Annotated in this window: 20 protein-coding genes and 1 other annotated feature; of the genes, 7 read left to right on the forward strand and 13 right to left on the reverse strand. The window is 68.1% G+C overall.

The window, feature by feature from the left end; all coding sequences use genetic code 11:
* Positions 1-152: 152 nt before the first annotated feature.
* From IT293_11350 to IT293_11400, 11 genes are all read right to left on the reverse strand, one after another.
* Positions 153-1187, reverse strand: coding sequence for a hypothetical protein (locus tag IT293_11350; protein MCC6765246.1), 1035 nt, complete (start codon positions 1185-1187; stop codon positions 153-155).
* 110 nt (positions 1188-1297) lie between these two features.
* Positions 1298-1468: a hypothetical protein gene (locus IT293_11355; protein ID MCC6765247.1), complete on the reverse strand. Its 171-nt coding sequence runs from the start codon at positions 1466-1468 to the stop codon at positions 1298-1300.
* A 1353-nt stretch (positions 1469-2821) separates the two neighbouring features.
* Positions 2822-4111, reverse strand: a complete 1290-nt coding sequence (locus IT293_11360; protein ID MCC6765248.1) for a hypothetical protein — start codon at positions 4109-4111, stop codon at positions 2822-2824.
* A gap of 2 nt (positions 4112-4113) precedes the next feature.
* The gene (locus tag IT293_11365; protein MCC6765249.1) at positions 4114-4935 is read right to left on the reverse strand and encodes a serine/threonine protein kinase; all 822 of its coding nucleotides are present in this window, start codon (positions 4933-4935) and stop codon (positions 4114-4116) included.
* 103 nt (positions 4936-5038) lie between these two features.
* Positions 5039-5467: a hypothetical protein gene (locus IT293_11370; GenBank protein MCC6765250.1), complete on the reverse strand. Its 429-nt coding sequence runs from the start codon at positions 5465-5467 to the stop codon at positions 5039-5041.
* Between the two features lie 19 nt (positions 5468-5486).
* Complete coding sequence (locus IT293_11375) at positions 5487-6887, reverse strand: hypothetical protein (GenBank protein ID MCC6765251.1); 1401 nt, start codon at positions 6885-6887, stop codon at positions 5487-5489.
* Positions 6888-7073: 186 nt separating this feature from the next.
* Positions 7074-7520 (reverse strand): hypothetical protein, encoded by a 447-nt coding sequence (locus IT293_11380; GenBank protein MCC6765252.1) that lies wholly within the window; start codon positions 7518-7520, stop codon positions 7074-7076.
* Positions 7521-7712: 192 nt separating this feature from the next.
* Positions 7713-8111 (reverse strand): hypothetical protein, encoded by a 399-nt coding sequence (locus IT293_11385; protein ID MCC6765253.1) that lies wholly within the window; start codon positions 8109-8111, stop codon positions 7713-7715.
* Entirely contained in the window at positions 8108-8542 is a 435-nt protein-coding gene (locus IT293_11390) for a PIN domain-containing protein (protein ID MCC6765254.1), read from the reverse strand. The genes IT293_11385 and IT293_11390 overlap by 4 nt, the downstream gene beginning before the upstream one ends.
* Complete coding sequence (locus IT293_11395) at positions 8532-8777, reverse strand: DUF2191 domain-containing protein (GenBank protein ID MCC6765255.1); 246 nt, start codon at positions 8775-8777, stop codon at positions 8532-8534. The genes IT293_11390 and IT293_11395 overlap by 11 nt, the downstream gene beginning before the upstream one ends.
* A gap of 970 nt (positions 8778-9747) precedes the next feature.
* Complete coding sequence (locus IT293_11400; protein ID MCC6765256.1) at positions 9748-9939, reverse strand: hypothetical protein; 192 nt, start codon at positions 9937-9939, stop codon at positions 9748-9750.
* A 25-nt stretch (positions 9940-9964) separates the two neighbouring features.
* Here IT293_11400 and IT293_11405 point away from each other — a divergent pair, with 25 nt between their 5' ends.
* The gene (locus IT293_11405; GenBank protein ID MCC6765257.1) at positions 9965-12958 is read left to right on the forward strand and encodes an AAA family ATPase; all 2994 of its coding nucleotides are present in this window, start codon (positions 9965-9967) and stop codon (positions 12956-12958) included.
* A gap of 8 nt (positions 12959-12966) precedes the next feature.
* Here the strand turns inward: IT293_11405 and IT293_11410 are convergent, their stop codons facing one another.
* Positions 12967-16965 (reverse strand): PKD domain-containing protein, encoded by a 3999-nt coding sequence (locus IT293_11410; protein MCC6765258.1) that lies wholly within the window; start codon positions 16963-16965, stop codon positions 12967-12969.
* A 482-nt stretch (positions 16966-17447) separates the two neighbouring features.
* Between IT293_11410 and IT293_11415 the strand changes: the two genes are divergently transcribed.
* The 4 genes from IT293_11415 to IT293_11430 all read left to right on the forward strand — a co-directional run bounded on the left by IT293_11415 (position 17448) and on the right by IT293_11430 (position 19174).
* Positions 17448-17996: a hypothetical protein gene (locus IT293_11415; GenBank protein ID MCC6765259.1), complete on the forward strand. Its 549-nt coding sequence runs from the start codon at positions 17448-17450 to the stop codon at positions 17994-17996.
* 102 nt (positions 17997-18098) lie between these two features.
* A complete protein-coding gene (locus IT293_11420; protein ID MCC6765260.1) occupies positions 18099-18398 on the forward strand; it encodes a transposase in 300 nt (99 codons plus the stop codon).
* 160 nt (positions 18399-18558) lie between these two features.
* Positions 18559-18798 (forward strand): AbrB/MazE/SpoVT family DNA-binding domain-containing protein, encoded by a 240-nt coding sequence (locus tag IT293_11425; GenBank protein ID MCC6765261.1) that lies wholly within the window; start codon positions 18559-18561, stop codon positions 18796-18798.
* Entirely contained in the window at positions 18776-19174 is a 399-nt protein-coding gene (locus IT293_11430; GenBank protein ID MCC6765262.1) for a hypothetical protein, read from the forward strand. The genes IT293_11425 and IT293_11430 overlap by 23 nt, the downstream gene beginning before the upstream one ends.
* A 125-nt stretch (positions 19175-19299) precedes the next feature.
* Here the strand turns inward: IT293_11430 and IT293_11435 are convergent, their stop codons facing one another.
* Positions 19300-19491: a hypothetical protein gene (locus IT293_11435; GenBank protein MCC6765263.1), complete on the reverse strand. Its 192-nt coding sequence runs from the start codon at positions 19489-19491 to the stop codon at positions 19300-19302.
* Positions 19420-19536, reverse strand: a sequence feature (AL1L pseudoknot). (Overlaps the previous gene by 72 nt.)
* A 72-nt stretch (positions 19537-19608) precedes the next feature.
* Here IT293_11435 and IT293_11440 point away from each other — a divergent pair.
* Together IT293_11440 and IT293_11445 are read left to right on the forward strand one after the other, a co-directional pair.
* Positions 19609-19845, forward strand: a complete 237-nt coding sequence (locus IT293_11440; protein ID MCC6765264.1) for a toxin-antitoxin system HicB family antitoxin — start codon at positions 19609-19611, stop codon at positions 19843-19845.
* On the forward strand, positions 19842-19946 hold a 105-nt coding region (locus IT293_11445), incomplete at its 3' end, for a VapC toxin family PIN domain ribonuclease (protein MCC6765265.1). The genes IT293_11440 and IT293_11445, both read left to right, overlap by 4 nt.

The raw sequence follows: 19946 nt of genomic DNA on the forward strand, positions 1-19946 counted from the left end.
GGCCCATGGCATCGCAAGTCAGAACGCGATGAACCGCGTCGCCCCGAGGAGCGCGGCCACGGGATGCCGGGCAGGAAGATCAGCGCGGCGGGCAGCCACCGCAGGCACCAGGTCATCGCGGCACCACAAAGTGGACAGTATGAGGTGGCCCATCACTGCGAGGACGCCAAGGAGGGCGGCGTGTCCTCCTCGGGAGGTGGCAGCAGGGCACCGCGAAGAAGCCCGAGCGGGTACAGCGTCGATAGCGTCTTGTAAGGGCGGAGGAACGCGTCCAAATACGCTCCGCGCAGCTCGTCCAATTGCGGCAGTAGGGCTGCGAGGCCCGGCTCGATATTCGACGGGCCGCCCGGCCTCGTCGGTCTGGGACGTGGGGGCGCTTGTTTCAGAAGGTCCGCGAGCGCGATCGACGGATGCTTGCGCCAGGTGCCGCCCGTCAGCGTCTCGCGGAATACAGCCCGCAGGAGGAACGCAATCTGAGTCATGCCCTGGCGCCGCTGTCCCCTCCGAGCACTCGGATTGACGTACGCCACGAGGTCGTGCGCGGCCTGGACTTCGACGAAGTGCTTCGGAGGCGGGCGATTACCATGGCGCTTCCCCACGGCCTCGGCCGAAACGGACGGCAACGCACGGCGCGCACGGACATGCTCGCGAAGCGTGAGCTTCGCCATGAGGCGGGCGACCTCCGGTGCGATACGCACGGCAGACGTCACATCGTCGCGGGTCAGGGTTTCCCCTGGGCGTCGCTGGGCCAGCCAGCTCAAGAGTACATTCGCCACAACGTGGTGCAGGTGGTCGAGAGCGGCGCCACCCCCGGTGAGACGACCGGTCGCACCTGCGATCGCGAGAGTCACTGCTCGCGGATCCCACGGTGGATGGGGCGCTTCTTCGCGGGTAGCGTCGTCTGGGCTCACGGGACCAAGGATTGCGTCTGCCCTGTCCAACGTCGCAGCCTCCTCGGACTTTGTGTGCGGTCGTTGCAGGAACCGGCGGACCGGCACGAGCGATTCGTAATGCCGGTAGAACTCCTCCAGGCAATCCACGATCCAGCACGGGTCGGCGCCCGCATTCGCAAGAGCACAAAGCGCATCGAGCGCCGGCGCGTGGCGCTCCCTCAAGGGTCGGCAGTGAAGTCCGGCCTGCACCTCGGTATCCGTCCACGCGAAAATGCGCGCGATGACCTCCGACATGACAAACGGCGGCCGCCCGGCTTTCGTGCGTAGCTCCGTGGCGAGCCGATCTGCTGTCCACGGTAGCCGCACACGTGCCTCTCGTGATCGCTGCGGCCGAGAACGCGGTTTCATGAACGACACTCCCGCCGCTGCCATGCCAAGTATTCGAAGCGAATGGCCACCGCCCGGAGGTCGCCCCCGTCAACACCACGCAACCGCCGACGGTCGAGCCGCTCGGCGAACTGACGCAGCTCTGCGGCCGCGCCTTCGAGCGCGATCGCGTCGTCGAGGTTGCGCATGCGGCGCACGATGCGTGTTGCCTGAGCGACCGTGCGAGGCGAGAGGCGCCGCCGATCGGGCACGGTCCTCAGTCGCGGCCTCGTCCGCTCGCTCGGCGCAACCGCAGTCTCGTCACCGGCCGAGGCGTGAGCCATCAGCACCACCGCGACGCGCTACGCCAAGCCGTGCAGAGCGGAGGCTGAAGCGCCGCGTCGACGAGTCGACCGCAGTGACTCCACCGCCGCAGCCAGTCCCGCAACACGTCGTGCGAGTGCGTCGGCCGCTCGCACCAACCGAGCGATGTCATCAGCGCTAGGCTGACCGCCACGCCATCGCCCGTTCCTGGCGCCACCGATGAAAAGGGCCGGATGCTCACCCGTCGAACAGTCGATGAATTTGCGAGCCCCCGTCCCGCGCTCTCGATGTTGACACGTACTCCTCATGGTTCGATCTCCTCCCAGGTCAGTAGCCCAAGATGGCGCCGCGGTCACGCATGCCGAGTAGCCGCGCCCCACGCAGTCGCTTCGAGGTCCATCAGCCCGCGATCGGAAGCGCTCAAGCCGCGCTGCGCAGGGCGTCGCCTGATACGCGCAATGAGGACGTCGGTAGGTTGCTGGATTCGAGCCGCTGGACTATCTCATCGCGCGGTGAGGCCTCGTTCAGCAGCAGGAAAGGCGAAACCGCTATTCCGCGCCGAACGCGAGCTATGCGAAGTTCTTTCGCGCTGGGCGAGGTCGACACTGGCACCCGCTTCCTCCCTGCACACGGAGTTTCGCGTCGGCTCTTGCATTCCGGATCTCGTCATCGCGCGCTCGCCTTGGCGCGTTGTTTCGGAATCGGCACCGCGGGCTCTCGGATCGCCTCCCGGCAGAGCCCGTTTGCGCAACCACCTCTCTGGATTCGAAAGTGCAGTCTTGGCTCAATTGCTGAGCCGGTCCCACGAAGCGGACAGCCTCACGAATCAGATTTGGAGCCGTAAGGAGAACGTGCTCCGAGCCCTTGGCAAGCTCGAACGGCTCGGAGTCGTCACACGGCGCGGGCAGCTGTATGCGTTGAAGCGCAGAGCATTCCCGCGAAAAGCGGAAATCGTCGCGATCGAAGCCAAGTTGGTTCGCTGGCGCGAAGCGCTCCGACAGGCTCAGCAGTATCAACGGTTCGCCAACCGTTCTTACGTTGCAGTGCCAGCCGCCTTGGCCTCGAACGCTTCACTGTTGGAATGTAGCCGCCGCATGGGCATTGGTGTTCTCTCTGTCAGCTCATCCGGGGTAAACGTCCCGGTCGAGGCGGAACATCGAGAGGCGAATTCCGCAGATTGGGTCTGGGCCGTCACGCGGACCTGCGGGTTCTCGAATCCAACAAGCGCGGTCCCGTGATCACCTGTTCCCGATGAACGCCTGAACCGCCTGGCGCCAAGGTTGCTGATGGTACACGGAGGTGCGCGAATCAAACGGGGCGAATCGATAGAAGTCGGCAGCAAGCCGCTCCGCGTTGGTTAGCCATTCCGTGCACCGAGCGACACGCTCCGCGTCAGACAACGCGGATAGTGCCCGCGTCTCCCGCACGGCGACTTCCAAAAAATGTTCGATCGCTGCCCCTTTGTTCCCGAGCCGATGTTGCCACTCCGGCACTGAGTCGCACCGTGCCCCCCCTGCAAGTGCACGCATGAGGCCGGAGCTTGCCGGCGTTGAATCAGCAACGGCGGCCAGCATGCCCGCACCTACCATCTTGTCCAGGTCGTTCTGAAGTCCGATCTCGCCCCCAAAAGCATGCGAGTAGAACGAAGGGACGGTCCTTCCTTCCTGCTCTTCAAAATCGCTGAGTCGAATACGTCGCTGTCCCCGGTACCACCCTGACGACCAGCCATCGGCTCCAGCGACAACCGCGAGGAGTCCCGCCGTCCCAGCGAACGCCACAACTACTCGACCGACACCTCCCTGCTTCAGTTGATAGACGATGCGCATCAGGGATCCGGCGACGTTAGCGTGGGTCATGTAGTACGAGTCTTCTATCGCTTGCTCAATCACGATGTACGCGCCCTCTGGCGCGCGCGAACTCACCTGATCCACTACGATGTCGAGGAAAGAATTGGACCACGGATCGATGCCACGAAGGCACGTATCGGAGATCGCGATCGTAGCTAGGCGGGGAAGTCCCGGTGCCAACTGTGACGCAACGTCCAATCCGCAATCGAGCCAACTGAGTGCAGTCGAATAGTCAGACGTTGGATCGGTTGATAGCGGCGCGGGAAGGATGATCCCTTCGCAGCCAAGATCTCGTTGCACGGTGACGCACATTTGCACTGCCGCACGGATGTCAACCTGCGTAGTCGGGGCGACGCCGGGCCACAAGTTTGCAACTGAAGCGCGCGCAGCATCTTTCCACTCTTTCTGCTTTTGCTCTCCACTATCGAATTGCTGAAGTTGCGCGCCGAACCAGCCGTAGCTCATCAGATTCACGCATGCACTGCCGCAACGCCCCGCATTCAACGTGGCGAGATACATTTGCGGATCGAGTAGTCGACGAAGCAGATGAGGAGCGTTCAGCGATCGGCGCGTCAGCGTATGGAAGGCGATGCCCGATGGGCTGATGATCGATCCGTCTATCCCGCTGACTGCGGGAGGAACGGCAGCCTGATATCGAGCCAAGAAATAGAAATCCGACATGGCTAGATGAAGGGCTGACAACGGGTGATTACTTCACGTGGGAGAGGGCGAACAACCGGCCTGCCGTTGACCATCGCATCGACTAGCGCAACAAATTCGTGGGGAAGATTAGGACTGATTGACGAAGTCATCCGTCCTCCATTCAACAGGGCGCGCTGGTTCCCTAGCGTCGGGTGACGGCCGCCGATAGCTTCTTGGACAACGAGTCCGAGTCCGAAGATGTCGGACTTGCAAGTCAGGTTTCGCAGACCTCGCATCTGCTCCGGTGATAGATATCCCTCGGTTCCCCAGGTCTTGCCCCACGTGGTGAGCGACGCCAGTTGAAGGTGGCGGGCGACGCCGAGATCGACCAGCACAGCGCTCCCGTCTGGGCGGACGAGAATATTGCTCGGTTTCACGTCACGATGGACGATCCTAGCCTGCCAAATGATCTCGATGGCCGTGGCGACGTCGCGAGCTATCTTCGCGGTGTCGGAGATGCTGAGCGGCCCGTTCGCGATCAACCGATCGAGTGGAGCGCCCGAGATGAACTCTGTGGCGAGGTAGCGATGCGTGTTTCCACGCAACACGCATTGCCCGGCGCTGTGCATGGTCACGATGGTGGGCGACCTGAATCCACGTATCGCAGCGATCTCGCGGTCGGTCCTCTCGTCAACCTGATTCCCAACGTAAATCTTGACCGCCACCTCAAGCGAAGGATTGCCGATGGGGGAGCCCTTGAAGACAGCCCCCTGACCGCCGACCGCCACTTCGCTGACCATCGCAAAATCGGCCGCGAGCGCCGTGGTGACCTCGGCGAGTGTTAGCGCAGGAGCGAAGGCCATACGGCGCGTCCAGAGTACCAGGTTTTCGCTGGGCGCCGAATGGCGTTGTAGCGATATGGCGCAACTATCTATCTACGCGGGGACCCAAGCGGAGGGTAGCGACTCATTCCAAGCGCCATCGTGTGCGCTCCTCCCATGCGGCGAGGTTCCGCGAGAACCAGCGCGCGAACACTTCGGCGCGCTCGCCCCAGCCCCGACCGTCCAGTGCGGCCGCCGTGCCCACCGTCAACACCAACGAGTCGCCCGCGGGCCGCACCTGCTCGACGTAGACTCGCCGCGCGTCGACAAGCAGTCGATCGAGACGGGCCTGCAGCTCTGCATCGAGGGCCGCCAGCGTCGTGCGTAGCTCCGCAGCGCGAGCACGCAACGGTTCCGCCTGCCGTCGACGGTCCGCGGCTTGCGCCGACGTTAAACGATCCCAAGCCACCCTCGCCGCCGCGGCCCGGTCCTCTGCCTCTACGGCCGCCCGCTCCAGTGCCGCTACCTCGTCCTCGATCGGGGCGCTTCTGCTGTGCTCCTGTCCCTTCGTCATCGTCCGCTCCTCTCAGCTCTCAGGCCAATACTTCTCTCCACCATTCGAGGGGAATCTCTTGAATCTCTGCAGCGAGCACGGTGGCCCCAGCGACAGCGTTCGCGATGTCGTCGTGAGCACCCGGGCCGTGGTCAATGCTGTCCCGTCCGCTGCGCGCGGTGCGACGCTCCAAGCCGAGCAGCTGCGTGGTGAGTCGACGTTGGTCCAGCAGCTCGACACGACCGGCGTTCAGCAGCGGCAGGAATGCCTGATACAGCTCCGACTTCGACTTGTCCGCAGTCACGTAGGAGACCTCGTGCGCACGAAACCGTTCGCGGGGCCATTCCCCCGCGTACCGGTCCCCGTAGACGACCGCGGCACCGTAGCTGCGAACGAGCGCGGCATATTCCCGGACGACCTCGTCGGGCGAGAACGGCGGCCGCCATTCGCGCAGCAGGTCGAGGACGACCCGATCGTCCTCGCGGTGGGCGATCGCGAGCGTGAAGCTGTCTGCGCTCCCGCCGGACGGGTCCACGAATGCCAGGTGCTCACGCTCGGCACTGCGCGGCAGCTCCTGACGGTCCGGGACGATGCACGCCGTTAGCGCCTCGCGCGATACGAACCGCTCAACGTCACGCCGAAACTGCGCGCCGTACTCTGCCGCCGCCCGCGCCTCGTCGTCCTCGTACGCGGTGCTGATGATGGACGCCTCCACTGCGGGGTTCATGCTTCGCGTGTCCGCCTGCCAGACAAGAACGGGGTCGCCGTCGATGCCGTAGTGGTGCTCGTAGGCGCGCCAGAGTTCTCCGCGCCGAGCGTACGGACTGCTGATGCCGACGAGCAGAGCGCCGGGTACGCTCGCCATGCCGGGCCGGAGCGCCGCAACCGTCTCGGTGTCGGGGTTCGCGCTATCGTCCGTGGGCCAATAGGCAACCTCGTCGAGAATTGCCGCCACCAGCGTGTATCCGCGCACAGCCCGAAAGCTGGCCGTGTGAATCTCGATGTCGATGCCGTTCGTGAGGCGAAGCGCTTCCGCGGTGCGATCCGCGACGAGCGCCGCCAGCATCGGGCAGGCGTCGACAAGACCGCAGACGTAGCGGAACACGACGCGGGCCTGCCGGCGATCGGCAGCGAGCACCATGACGACGCCGCGCTCGCCGAGGGCCAGGTCGTAGCGCTTGAATGCTGCCGCGTAGACGGCAAGCAGCGCGGCGATCCGTGACTTGCCACCGCGACGGCCCACGATGACCCATGCCTCGCGGGCCGGACTCGCGGGTGGCACCGCACGCCCGGTGTGTTGGCGGTAGCGAGTTAACCCGTCCGCTTCGAGCGACAAGCCGAACACGGCCGCGAGGAACACGCGCCAGGCTACCCAGCTCGCGGCCGGCCGGAAGGCCGGTGCGAGCAGGTTCACGTCTTCGAGGGCTTCGAGGATGGTCATGGTGCCGTCTCCACGGTCCGAGCCTCCGACCACGCTCGCCAGCGACACCGTGTGGAGCAGAAACGCTGCCATCGCCGGCGCCGCGTGAACGCGATGCCGCATACCGGACAGGCCGAAGGTCCAGGTGATGCTGTTGCGTCGCTCACAACGCGTTGTTGTGCGTCCTCGGAGTGGTGCCGCGTAGGATCACGCATCGAGCTGGCTCCCGGCGATCCCTGTGCCGTTCGTTGGCGCCGCCTTGGTAGCGAGGTAGCGGTCGAGCGTCGGAACGTTGCGCGCCTTACGATCGAGGCCGAGCCGTTCGAGCGTGCGTGCAAGCGAGTCGGCGAGCTGTTGGCGTTGCAGGAGCACCGGCACGACCGCCCGCTTGCGATGTAGCACCAGCGACGGCTGGCGCATGATCCAGTCGTCCAGCGCCTCCACGATGATCCACGTGCGCGCCGCCAGCTCGATCAGCGTCCGCTGCGCCCGGCTCGGATCGCCGCCGAGGTCTGCCGTCAGGTCAGCCTTGAACCGGCGAGCGGCGACGGCGACCGTGCTGCGGCCGTCAAGCCGCTTGGTGCCAAGGCGCGTGACCGCCTTCCGCAGGGCGGTCGCATTGTGCGTCGGCGGACGACCACCCTTCGACGGCATCGCATTTGCCGTTGGATACGGCCGCATCAGCGCCGCCCTCCCCGCTTGGTGCCGACCGCAGATGTGTCCCCGCCGGGGACACTTCGTGCCCGTTGGCGCCCCTCAGCGCCTGTTTCGTCGTGAAAATCGCTCGCGTTTTCGTCACGCTTGGAGGGTTCAAGTCCCCCTCCTCGCATTTGGTTTTTCAGCACGTTACCTCGCTTCGCACCGGGGACACTTCGCCGGGGACACATCGCAGAATCGTCCCCGAGCAGCGGGGTGCGGGAGTCGGCGAACCCCGCGCGAGCCCGGTAGCGGCGCGAACCCGTAGCGCCGCACCCGCAGGTGCTCCACGATGCGGCGCACCTCGTCGACGGCGAACGGATCGGCCTCGGGTTGGCGCCACGCGGGCCACTTGAGCCCGACGAAGAGGTCGCGCGTGACGAGGTCGTCCACCATCGCGTCGAGGATCATCGCGCGCAGCGTGCCGTTCACGATGCTGCGGACGTACTTGACCGACACCGGACCCGTGATCTTGGGGCGCCCCTTCTGCTCCGCGCGCGGACGAGTCGTACACAGGAGGCACGGCCGCGCCGGCGTGACCGATGTCACGGCACCAGGACCGTGACCTGCGTACGCGCGAGCAGCCGTTTCAAGTCCGCGTCGAAGGTCACGAGATGCTCGCCGGATTGGACCACGGCGGCGGCGAGCCAGGCGTCGGGAATATCGTTGCCGGTGAGGCGCTTGTCGAGACAGAGCTGACGCAGCAGTGGCCACTCGCTGCCGAGCGTTACGCCTTCGACACCCGGAGTACCCAGCAGGGCGTCGAGGAACGCAATCGCGTCCTTGATCGGTGTCGGGACCTTGAAGACTTTCGCGCTCGTCACGAGACGCAGGAGGCTGGCCGCGACCATCGGCATCAGGCGCAACGTAGCGCCGTCGTTGCACGCGGCGATCGCGGCTTCGAGCCACTCGCGCGCTACGCGATGATGGGGATGATCGCTCCGCGAAGCCGCGACCAGTACATTGACGTCAGGCGTCATCGCCGAGCGCCGCCAGGAGCGCCTTGTTGCTGGTCGGATCGACGCCGGCGACCAAGCCGCCCCGTCCCCTGAAGACCGGAAGACGTGGCGCGCCGCGACGGACGGATCTACGAGCGGACCGAAGCCGCAGCTGGAGACCTTCCTCGATCAATCTCGTCAGGCTCGTGCGTTGTCGAACCGCAAGCGCCTTGGCGTTCGCGAGAAGAACGTCGTTCAGGTCGAGGGTTGTCTTCATGGGCAGAGACGATACAGATTTCTGTACTTCCAGACAATAGCAAGAGGCGGTGCCGATCGCGCGGGGGGATGTGCCGACGAATGGGCCATGGTGGTGTGGTGCCCGGCTTTGCCGATTCTGTTTCGCCGAGCCCGGCGACGACGTCCGACCGGGACGCGCGTGCCGCGTCGGGTGCGGTCGCAAGAGCCACGAGACCGTCTGCGATCCTTTGACCTTGTAGCGCACGAAGTGGTCGAGGAACGAGCCGCGGAGCACGCAGGTCTCGGTGGTCCGGTAGGTGTCGGTCGTCGTTTGGAGCTCGTGGATGACGGTGTGCGTGCCGGTGTTGATGTTGACGTTCGTGTTGCCCAATGCGCCTACGCGCTCGACACGCGGAGGGCGCTCGCGACCGGGAGGTTGCCGGGGATTCTCACCGACCCCGAAGCGGCGAGCCGGCAGAAGACCCTGCGCTCGTACGCGGCCACATATCTCAAGGAGGAAGTGCAGGCCGAGAGCCTCACCCGCAATCTCGAGGGCTTCGCACGGTTCCTCCACGTCGCGGCGGAATGGGCCGGCCACCACCTCGATCTCTCGAAGCTCGGGGCCGCGGCGCACGTCGCGCGGCAGTCGGTCGCGCGCTACTTCGAGATCCTGGAGGACACCCTGATCGTCCTGCGGGCCGAGCCCTTCGCGAAGAGCCCGCGCCGGCGGCTCGTGCAACACCCGCGATTCTTCTTCTTCGACGTCGGGGTCCGGAACGGACTCCTCGGGAGCTTCGACGTCTCGGCCGACCGCATCGGGGCGCTCTTCGAGCACCTGGTCTTCTCGCAGCTCGTCGCGTCCGCGGCTGCCCTCGCGCCGTCGCTACGGGTGTCGGTTGGTGTGCACGCGGCCGTGGAGCGCCGACGGGGTGACGTGGCAGCGCGCCTTGCCATTTCACCTCGAACGCATGCACAGTCCGGCGGAACGGATCATCGATGCGGCGTGATCCTCATCCGGACACCTCGGCGAAGAACGCCAACAGCGCCGCGAGCGACGAGAAGAATGCCGACCGCCCCGATGCGAGATGCTCGACGCGCCCCTCGAACCGGCGTCCCGGTCGCGGCGCCGCGAAGTGCACGACGAACGCGCGGTCCGACGCACGCGGTGCCGGACGACCGGCGGGGCTCTCGTGGGGCCTCATGTGAGGCTCAGGAGCTCGTGACCGCATGGTAAAGTTCCGTGAGACGCCCGCGGTTCGCATCGATCCGCAGACCGGTTGGGCGTGGTGCGGCGACCGGCGCTTGGACCTCGCGCCAAAGGCGTTCGCCGTGCTCCGGCACCTGGTCGATCGGCCGCTGCATCTGGTGACGAAAGACGACCTCTTCACCGCGGGGTGGAGCGATACGGTCGTGAGCGAAGCGACGCTCACGAGCTGCATCCGCGACCTGCGAAAAGCGCTCGGCGATTCCTCGCGCGCCCCGCGCTACATCGAGACGGTCCACCGTCGCGGCTTTCGCTTCGTCGGTCCGGTGGCGACCGCGGCCCCCGCGAAGCCCACCGTCGGCGCTCGGACTCCATCGCCACTGGAGGCGCCCACCCTGGTCGGCCGTGACGACGACCTCGCGGCGCTCCGCGCCCACTACGCGACCGCGAGCGCCGGCCGGCGCCGAATCGTGTTCGTGACCGGCGAGGCGGGGATCGGCAAGACCTCGCTGGTCGAGGCCTTCCTCGCCGAGCTCGCAACGTACGCGGTGCGCATCGGGCGCGGCCAGTGCCTCGAGCACCACGGCGCGAGCGAACCGTACCTTCCGATCCTGGAGGCGTTCGGGCGCATGGGGCGCGAGCCCCGAGGCATGAACCGTGAGCCCGAACGAGACGACCTCGTGCGCGTCCTCACCCGCTACGCACCGACCTGGCTCGCGCAACTGCCCGCACTCCTTGGCGACGACGACCTCGCGACCGTCCAACGGCGCACCCAGGGCACGACGCGCGAGCGCATGCTGCGGGAGCTCGCCGAGGCATTCGACGCACTCGGCGCCGAGACGCCGTTCGTCCTCTTGCTCGAGGATCTCCATTGGAGCGACGTCGAGACGATCGACCTCCTCGCGATGCTCGCGCGACGCCGCGATCCGGCGCGCCTGCTGATCCTCGCCACCTATCGCGCCGGCGAGGTCGCCGCCGATGCGCATCCGCTGAAGTTCTTCGCGGAGGACCTGCGCGTGCACGGGGCCGGCGACGAGGTCGCGCTCGCGTTCCTCGACGCGGCCGCGGTCGGCGAGTACCTCGATCGTCGCTACCCCGGCGCCGCGTTTCCGCCCGAGCTCGCCCCGGCGTTGCACGCGAACACCGGCGGCAACCCGCTCTTCCTCGTGAACGTCGTGGACGAGCTCGCCGCGCAGGGGCACATCGGCGTCGCCGACGGGCGGACGACCCTCACGGTTCCGGTGCAGCGCATCGCCTCCGAGGTGCCGCACAGCCTCCGCCAGATGGTCGAACGACAGATCGACCGGTTGTCGGTCCGCGAGCAGACGGTGCTCGCGGTCGCCAGCGTGGCGGGCGCGGAGTTTTCGGCGGCGATCACCACCGCCGACGGCGTCGAGGCCGGCGACGGCGAACGGTGCTGCGAGGATCTCGCGCGCCGCGGCCGGTTCCTGCGCGCGGCCGGTGTCGCCGAGTGGCCCGACGGCACCGTGGCCGGCCGCTACGCCTTCATTCACGCGCTCTATCGCAGCGTCCTCTCCGCGCGCATCCCGGCAGGTCATCGCGTGGGCCTGCATCTCCGGGTCGGCGACCGCCTCGAGCGGGCGCACGGCACGCGCGCGCACGAGATCGCCGGCGAGCTCGCGCGGCACTTCGAGGCGGGCCGCGACTTCGAGCGCGCGGCCCACTACCGTCGCCTGGCGGCGGAGGCGGCGCTCCGCCAGCACGGCTATCGCGAGGCCGTGCATCACGGGAATCACGCGCTCGAGTTGCTGGCGGCGTTGCCGGAGTCGCCCGCGCGCGCCCGCGACGAGCTGCTCGTCCAGAACCTCCTCGGCGCCGCCTCGATCGCCACGAGCGGATGGGCGGCCCCCGAGGTCGCGCGCGCCTACCGGCGCGCCCGCGAGCTCTCGGCGACGACCGGCGTCACCCCCGAGCTCTTCCCGGTCCTCCTCGGCCTCTGCGCCTTCTACCTGATGCGCGGCGAGCTCGACGTCGCCGACGAGTGGTCGGGGCAGCTCCTGACGCTCGCCGAGACGACCGACGACGCCGCGGCCCTGCTCGGCGCCCACAACACCGCGGGGATGGTCGCGATGTACCGCGGCGATTACGCCGGCGCCGTCCGGCATGTCGAGCGCTCGAAGGCGATCTATGACCCCAAGCGGCACGCGCCGAATCGTCACGACGGGTTCACGATCGATCACGACCCGGGCGTGTCGTGCGCGGCGCACGAGGCGTTGGCGCTGCTCGTGCTCGGGCACATCGGCCGGGCGACTGTGCGCATGCGCGAATGTCTCGCCGGCGCCGACGGGCTCGACCATCCGCTCAGCGTCGCGATGGCGTACAACTTTGCCGCGATCTTCTATCAGCTCCTGCGCGACGCCGCCGTCGTCAGGAAGCTCGAGGACGTCCGGCTCGCCTACTCGCAACGCCACGACTTCGATCTCTTCCTCATGCTGGGCGAGATCTATCGCGGGTGGCTCCTCGCCGAAGACGGACGCGGCGACGAGGGGGCCGAACTCATCCTGCACGGGCTCGCGGTGTATCAGGCCGTCGGCGCGGAGCTCGGACGGCCGACGTTCCTCGGGATCTTCGCCGACGTCTGCAACCGTCTCGGCCGCCGCGACGAGGCACGGACCGCGATCACCGCCGCCTTCGAGCTCGGCGAGCGCACCGGCCTCCGCTACTGGGACGCCGAACTCCATCGCCTCCGCGGCACGATCGCGCTCGCCGACGCGAACGGCGGCGACGACAACGGCCCAGGCGCAGCCGAACGCTGCTTCCGCGAGGCGCTCGCGATCGCGGAGCGGCAGCAGGCACGCCTGCTCGCGCTCCGCGCCGCGACCGACCTCGCCCGCCTCTGGCGCGACCAGGGCAGGCGCCGCGAGGCCCGGACGCTGCTCGCCGAGAGCCTCGCGGCACTGCCCGACGGGCAGGACGTGGCGGACGTCCGCGACGCGCGCGCCCTCCTCACGGAGGTGGGCGCGCGTCGCTCCACGGCGAAACCCGCCGTCGATTGACGTCTCGCTCACGGGACACCAGCCGCGTCCGCCGGGCACTGGAGGCCGGTGCGCAACGCGACGGCATCGACGCGGATCGACTCGGCCCTCTGCATGAAGTCCGCGCGGACGCCGTCGGTCAGCCGCTTCTTCACGGCGCGGCTCTTGAAGCTGCGTCCGAATTGGCCCGTACGGCGTGCGGCGCCTGCGAGCTTCGACTTCGCGCGCTTGACCTTCGGGATCGCACAGAAGGTGCGCGCATCGGCGAGCTTGGCGAGTGCGCCGTCGAGCACCTTGGACAAACGCTTGTGGAGCGCGGAGGCGACGTCGAGCAGCGCCGCGCGGGCGCGGAGCACGCGGAGACGACACGCGATCGACGTGAGCGTCGGCGCCACGGCGCACGCGTCGTCGGTGCCGCCTCCGCCCCCGATCGTGACCGTCGTGTAGCTTCCCGTCGCGACCGAGGTCGGCGAGTCGACGGCGCCGTCGTTCACGACCAGCAGCACGTAGTACGTGCCGGGCGCGGCGAAGGCGTGCGTGGGCCGTGGCCCGGCCGCGGTGCCGCCGTCCTCGAAGAACCAGCGGTATCCGAGCGGCGCGCCCTCGCGGTCGCGGCTCGCGCCGCCGTCGAACGCGACGGGCACGCCGACCGCTCCCGTGTACGGTCCGCCGACGGCGGCGCGCGGCGGCTCGTTGGCCGGCGCGGGACACGGCACGATGAACGACGCGGCGAGCCCTCCCGCTTCGGCCGCACCGACGGCATACGTCCCCGGAGCCGCGGCGGCATCGACGGCGAGCTCGAATCGGAGCGCGAGCGTCAGCGGCGTCACCTGGGTGAAGGCGGCGATCGCGACGTCGCGCTCGTCGGACGCGCGGCCCGGCCCATCGATCCGCACGTGTGACGTCTCGGCAGGGTGCACCGCGCTCGAGCCGGGCACGGGTCCGTCGGCGAGATTCCACCCGCCGGCGAGCGCGACGAGCGGGACGCCCGCCACGCTCGCGACGATGCGGCCGCCCGGCGCGGCGCACGCGGGGAAGAGCGTCAGCGCCGGCGCCGCGAAAGGCTGGACGTTCGCGACGGTCGTGGCGGGGGACGAGGTCTTGGTGCCGTCCGACACGGTGAGCGTGACCGTGTAGCGGCCCGGCGACGCGTACGCGTGGCTGAGCGGATCGTCGGCGGGTGCGGTCACCGGCGAGGTGCCGTCGCCGAAGTCCCAGCGCGCCGTGAGCGCGTGCCCCGCGGGATCGAACGAGCGGCGCGCGTCGAAGCGAATCGTCGCGGCGGGCGCGCCGGCGGCGGCGAAGCCGCGGTACGGACCGGACGGATCAGCGACGAGTCCGGGTGGCCGGCGGTCGCGCACGAAGACATCCTCGATCCCGTTCGTGTCGGCCGTGACGAGGTTCGTCGCGTCGGAGCTGAACGCCACGAAGCGGCCGTCCGCGCTCAACGCCATCCGGGTCTCGTCGTTGGTGAAGTGCGCCTCGCCGCTGTTGCCGTTCCCCTGCTCGCCGTCCGTCGCGACGCTCGCGAGGTCGATCGTGCCCGCGACGAGGTCGCGGACGAACACGTCCTCGCGGTTGTTCGTGTCTGCGAGCACCAGGTTCGAGGCTTGCGAGCGGAAGGCGACCGAGCGGCCGTCGGCGCTGATCACCGGGTCGCGGGTGCATTCGGCGAGCGCCACGAACGACGAGCACGTCGCCGGCTCGCCCGCGCCGGAGAGGCTGGCGCGCACGGTCGTGCCGGTCGCGCGGTCGCGCACGAACGCGTCGGCGAAGCGGTTCGTATCGTTCGGCACCAGACTCGATGCGGCCGACACGAACGCGACCCAGCGGCCGTCGGCGCTGATCGACGGCATCCGGGCGTTCGCGGCGCTCGCGGGCGCGCCGCCGGTCGGCACGCTCGCGATCTCGGTCGTCTGCGTTTGGCGGTCGCGCACGTAGATGCGTTCGAAGAACGACGGGGGCGTTCCCGCGACGAGGTCCGTCGCGACGGACTCGAACGCGACGAACCGGCCGTCGGCGCTGATGCCGAGCCGCGTGTCGCCGTTCTCGGTCGCGCCGTATGCCGATTGGCCGCCGCCCGCTGCGACGCTCACGCGCTCGGTTGTCCCGTTCATGCGGTCGCGGACGAAGACGTCGACCGAATCGTTGGTGTCGCCGGCGACGAGGTTCGTCTGATTCGAGTAGAAGGCGACGTAGCGGCCGTCGGCGCTGAGCGCCGGGCGGAAGCTCCGGCACTCCTCGAAGGAGGTGACCGGGCAGATGCCGCCGACCTCGTCGGACGAGACGTCGGCACGCTCGTCGGCGCCGGTCGCGAGATCGTGGACGATCACGCTCGTGACGGACGCGCCGGTGCACTGGTACGCGACGAAGCGGCCGTCGCTGCTCACGGTCGGGAAGTCGTCCGGGGAGCATGCTTCCGCGCTCAGCACCGTGGTGGTGCCGGCGCTTCGGTCGCGGACGTACACGCGGTGGCCCGGGGCGCCGAGCCCGTTCGCCAACGAGCGGAACGCGACGATCGTCCCGTCCGCGCTCATCGCGGGCACGAACGACCCGAGCCCGTCACTGCCGCTCGGCTGCTCGCCGTGCGGTCCCACGCTGACGCGCTCGGTCGTGCCGTCGACCGGCTGGTCCCCGAACACCGCGATCGCCGCCGTGTCGGTGCCGACCGCGCCGCGATCGTCTGTGACGGTGAGCGTCGCCGTGTAGCCGCCGGGCGTGGCGTACACGTGCTGCGGGGCCGGACCGCTCGCGCTCGTCCCGTCGCCGAAGCTCCACGCGTAGCCGACGATCGCGCCGTCGACGTCGGAGGAGCGCGCGGCGTCGAATGCGAGCGCGCTGCCGGCGGTCACGCGCCGCGCACCGCCGGCGCGTGCTTCCGGCGCGAAGTTGTCGCCGAGGGTGTAGTGCGAGGGGCCCTGCGGCGCGTACTCCACCTGGAACTTGAGCACGTCGCCCGTGTGCACGGTACCCACCTTGCGCTCCTCGATGGTACGCGCACCGGTCACGTCGTGGGCGCGGACGTTCAGCGTGTACGGCCCGTCGCCGCTCGCGATCATCTCGAAGCGGTAGCGGCCCGCGAGCGGCCGTGGGATCGTGAGCACGCGCCCGGGCGGCCGCGGGACGAGCGAGCCGACGGGATCGTCCCACACCGGCTGCGGGATGTAGGACGCGCCCGGCACGTCGACGACGGTCGTCGCGCTCGCCGGGTCCCACCCGACGCGCCGCCCACGCGGATCGATCACCGTGATCTCGACGGGCGACTTCGTGGAGGCCGTGATCGGCTTCGGGATGACCTGTCCCTGGTCGTCGATGTCGGGGTCCGGATCGGGCAGATCCTTGGCGCTGACCAGCCCTCCGCTGACGATCTGCCGCCATTCGGGTCCGTACGTGGAGCCGAGGGCGACCGCCGCACCGTCCCAACGAGGACGCGCCGGATCGAGGACGAGATACGAGGAGGTCTTGTCGTCCCACCCGACGACCACGACCGGATGGAAGCGCCCCGCGCTCGGCTGCAGATAGAGGATCGTCGGGTCGCCGTGTCCGAGCGCCGCGTCGGCGTACAGCCCGATCTCGGGCCACGGGTACGGGACGAAGTCGAGACCGCCCTGGATGCCCGCGGCGTCGCTGAACGCGAACCGCAGCGCGTCGTAGTCGACGATCACCGTCTCGGCGGGGCTCGTCTGATAGCCGCCGGTCCGATGGAGATACGCGTGGATGTAGTCGGGCGTTGGACCGGGCGTCAACGCATTTCCCGGCACGAGGAAGAGCGGCAAGAAGTTCTCGTACGCCGCGACCATCGCGATGCACGTGAGCAGCGAGCCGCGCTTGCGCAGCGGCACGTCCTGGTTCGCGCCGACCAGCACCGAGCTCCAGAGCGGGTCGAGCTGCGAGTAGAACGGTACGGGCAACGGGTTGACGACCGGGGTCGGGTCGGCCGCGACCGGCCGGACGGCCAGCGCCATCACCACCACGAGCGCCGCGACGACCGTCGCCGCCGCGCGTCCTCCGAAACGATGCTTCTCCATGACGGATCTCCTCCTGCGGCACGGCCCTCGAAGGGGCGTCCGTGCGCGCCGCTAGGGATAGGACCCGGGGCGTCGCGGAGTCCTGGAAGAGATCAGGAGAAACCGAGGAGTTTCGGATCGAGACGGTGCGTCGAAGAGTCAGGCACTTCGGAAGTAGTGGCCAAGCTCCGAGGAAACCCTTGTCGCCGTCGCCGCCCGACGCGAATCACGAACGGGCGACCGGACCCCGCGAGCGCGCCGCCGATCGCTTCGACGACCCGGAGCAAGAAGAATGTCCGCGCGAGTTCCTCCGGGGGCCACATGCCCCAGATCCCTCAGTTTCGCCTGAGAAAATCCTGAGTTTCGCCAGGACTCACGCTGCCGGCGGGGCTATCTCCAGTCGCATGGAAATCAGTGACTCACAGCTCGAATCCGAATTGTGGCCACGAACCAACAGCTGGAAGGCCGGCCAGACACACGGCCTTCGTATCAAGGAGGCAGCAATGCAGACATCGAGAGTTGTTGTGGCAATCACGGGCGGTCTTCTTCTCTTCCTGTCCTTCACACCGCCGGCGACACGAACGGCCGAGGCTCAGCTCATCGAGGTGGAGGGCCTCTACGAGGGGAAGTGGTCGTGCCAGGGCTTCAGCTTCTCTTCCGGCAAATTCAAGTCGGGCAACCCGCACAGCTTCATGGTCGTCTATCAGGACCCCGACGATCCTTTTCTGCTCGCGGTGCACATCGACACTCCGATCAGCCCGAACGGCGACTTCATCTACAACGGCTTCCTCGTCCCGGATGGCGCCAATCTGGCCATGCTGAACAAGCAGGCCGAGGCCGGACTGCTCTCGTGCCCCTCCGCGGACGAGGGCGAGGTTGTGCGCGCGGCCTTCAAGGTGAAGCCAGGGACTTCGAAAGGGTCCGTCAAGATGATGTCGATCGTCCAGACCATCGACGAGTACGATGGTCCCGAGGTCGCGACCTGCAAGTACATCTACAAGCGCGTCAGCACCGATCCCATAGCCGTCCAGCCCGTACCTCCGTGTGAGTGAGCGCCTCTCCGCCGGTGTGACGATGCCCGCGAGGGTAGGTCGGCAGACGGGGGGACGGTCGAATCGGTCCGGAAAGCGAGGTGATAGATGGGATGAAGCCGGATGGAGGCGATCTTCCGCCGCGAGGGGATCGAGCTGAACCGTTCGACGGTCTGCGGGTGGCACCTGGAGCGGGCCGCACTGGCCGATCCCCTGCTGCGCGCGATGCACGCCGACGCCCTCGCGCAGCCGTACGTCTGCGCGAATGCCACCGGTGTCTTGGTGCAGGACCGTGAGCGGTGCCGGCACGAACACTTCTGGGTGCTGATGGCGCCACCCCTTGGGCGTCCGCATCCCCTGCTCCCAGCTACCCCGACGCCCTCCATCGAAGCGCCGGCTCCACGGGACAAGCGCGCCGGCTGATTGGACAGCGGCAGCAAGCCAGCCTTGTCAGGAAATCTGGAAGTCTCGCGGAGCGCCGCGTTTGACCGTCGCCCGTCGAACGCCGAATCCGCGCTCTACGAACCGGCGGCTTGAATTCTGCTCCTTACCGTGGTCATCAATTGGTAAGGAGGTCAATGCAATGGTCGTCAAGATCACGAGCAAGCGGCAGGTGACCTTTCCGTCCCGTGTGCTGAAGGCGCTCGGGGTCGGGCCGGGCGATCGCCTGGAGATCGAAGAGACTCCTCAGGGGTTCGTATTGCGGCCCCGGCGCATCGATCCATCGCGGTTGGCGCCGCTGAGGTCCAAGATCAAGAAGGGGAAGCCATTCGACATTGCGGCATTCCGCGAGGAGAAGCATGACCCCACGCTACGGGATTGACACGTCAATACTGGTCCGGCTCGTGACCGGGGATCCCCCCGCGGCGTTTCAGCGCTGCGTGCGTGCGCTGACGGCGCTCGCGGAGAGCGACCGAGCCGAAGTCTCGGCCTCGAACCAGGTCATCGGCGAAGCGTACGTCGCGCTACAGCACCACTACTCGGTTTCGAAAGCCGATGCCCGGCGCGGGCTCGAGACCGTTCTCAGAAGCGGCCTCGTCGCCCCGTTGAACGGGCCCGGGGTCTTCTCCGCACTCTCGGCCCAGGGAGGATGTGGGTTGGTGGATCGTTTGATCGCCGATGACTATCGGCGACGCGATCTCGAAACACTGGCGGTCGATAGCCGGATGGCGCGGCTGCCACACGCGCGAAAGCTCTGACGTCGTGTCGGCACGCACCACAGTCGAGTCCCTCCAGGACATCATGCGCCGGGACGTCGGCGTCGACGGCGACGCGTAGCGGATATCGCGGCCCTGCTGGTGAGCCGAAGGCCGACGCGACCAGCCTACGGAAAGTGCGCCTCCCACACGCGCTGGATCTCGACGCGCGGCTCGTCGTCCCGTTGCGCCCGCGCAGAGCGGCGCGCGGGATCCTGCTGCCGCCGCTTGTGCGCTGAGTACGTCGACGGCGCGATCCGCACGTGCGCGCAGATCGACTCGACGCCGTCGCTGTCCCGGTGCGCGTCGACGAACGCCACCATCACCTCGGTCGGCGGCCGAGCTCCGCCTGGGCGAAAAACGCGGACGCCTTCGCAGGATGTGCAGCGTCGCTTGGGGTGCTTGTTGGCATGCTTCAAGGATGCTAAAGGCATCCCATGGCGAACCTCCAGGTGAAGAACGTCCCCGACGCGCTGCATCGAAGGCTTCGCGCCTACGCCAACCGGCGAGGACGGACCGTACGTGACGTCGTCCTCGAGGCGGTGACTCGTGAAATCGATCGCGAAGCGTTTCGGACTCGGCTCGCGAAGCGCGCGCCGGTCGATCTCGGTCGGCCCGCCGCACGCACGCTGGAAGACGTACGGGCCGCGCGCGAGAAGGAGCTCGGCGGTTGATCCTCGTGGTCGACGCCTCGGCGGCCGTCGAGTACCTCCTGCAAACGGCGATCGGCCTTCGGGTGGCCGGGATCCTGGAGACCTCCGAGCTCGCAGCGCCC

It is taken from the genome of Deltaproteobacteria bacterium (assembly GCA_020848745.1).
Classification (GTDB): domain Bacteria; phylum Desulfobacterota; class Binatia; order UTPRO1; family UTPRO1; genus UTPRO1.

Bases quoted from the DNA above. Each gene is read 5' to 3' on its own strand.
- IT293_11410 (MCC6765258.1), bottom strand. From the start codon at position 16,965: ATGGAGAAGCATCGTTTCGGAGGACGCGCGGCGGCGACGGTCGTCGCG.
- IT293_11390 (MCC6765254.1), bottom strand. From the start codon at position 8,542: ATGACGCCTGACGTCAATGTACTGGTCGCGGCTTCGCGGAGCGATCAT.
- IT293_11405 (MCC6765257.1), top strand. From the start codon at position 9,965: ATGGTAAAGTTCCGTGAGACGCCCGCGGTTCGCATCGATCCGCAGACC.
- IT293_11355 (MCC6765247.1), bottom strand. From the start codon at position 1,468: ATGCGCAACCTCGACGACGCGATCGCGCTCGAAGGCGCGGCCGCAGAG.
- IT293_11360 (MCC6765248.1), bottom strand. From the start codon at position 4,111: ATGTCGGATTTCTATTTCTTGGCTCGATATCAGGCTGCCGTTCCTCCC.
- IT293_11365 (MCC6765249.1), bottom strand. From the start codon at position 4,935: ATGGCCTTCGCTCCTGCGCTAACACTCGCCGAGGTCACCACGGCGCTC.
- IT293_11375 (MCC6765251.1), bottom strand. From the start codon at position 6,887: ATGACCATCCTCGAAGCCCTCGAAGACGTGAACCTGCTCGCACCGGCC.
- IT293_11380 (MCC6765252.1), bottom strand. From the start codon at position 7,520: ATGCCGTCGAAGGGTGGTCGTCCGCCGACGCACAATGCGACCGCCCTG.
- IT293_11415 (MCC6765259.1), top strand. From the start codon at position 17,448: ATGCAGACATCGAGAGTTGTTGTGGCAATCACGGGCGGTCTTCTTCTC.
- IT293_11370 (MCC6765250.1), bottom strand. From the start codon at position 5,467: ATGACGAAGGGACAGGAGCACAGCAGAAGCGCCCCGATCGAGGACGAG.
- IT293_11420 (MCC6765260.1), top strand. From the start codon at position 18,099: ATGGAGGCGATCTTCCGCCGCGAGGGGATCGAGCTGAACCGTTCGACG.
- IT293_11430 (MCC6765262.1), top strand. From the start codon at position 18,776: ATGACCCCACGCTACGGGATTGACACGTCAATACTGGTCCGGCTCGTG.
- IT293_11395 (MCC6765255.1), bottom strand. From the start codon at position 8,777: ATGAAGACAACCCTCGACCTGAACGACGTTCTTCTCGCGAACGCCAAG.
- IT293_11350 (MCC6765246.1), bottom strand. From the start codon at position 1,187: ATGTCGGAGGTCATCGCGCGCATTTTCGCGTGGACGGATACCGAGGTG.
- IT293_11400 (MCC6765256.1), bottom strand. From the start codon at position 9,939: ATGAGGCCCCACGAGAGCCCCGCCGGTCGTCCGGCACCGCGTGCGTCG.
- IT293_11440 (MCC6765264.1), top strand. From the start codon at position 19,609: ATGGCGAACCTCCAGGTGAAGAACGTCCCCGACGCGCTGCATCGAAGG.
- IT293_11425 (MCC6765261.1), top strand. From the start codon at position 18,559: ATGGTCGTCAAGATCACGAGCAAGCGGCAGGTGACCTTTCCGTCCCGT.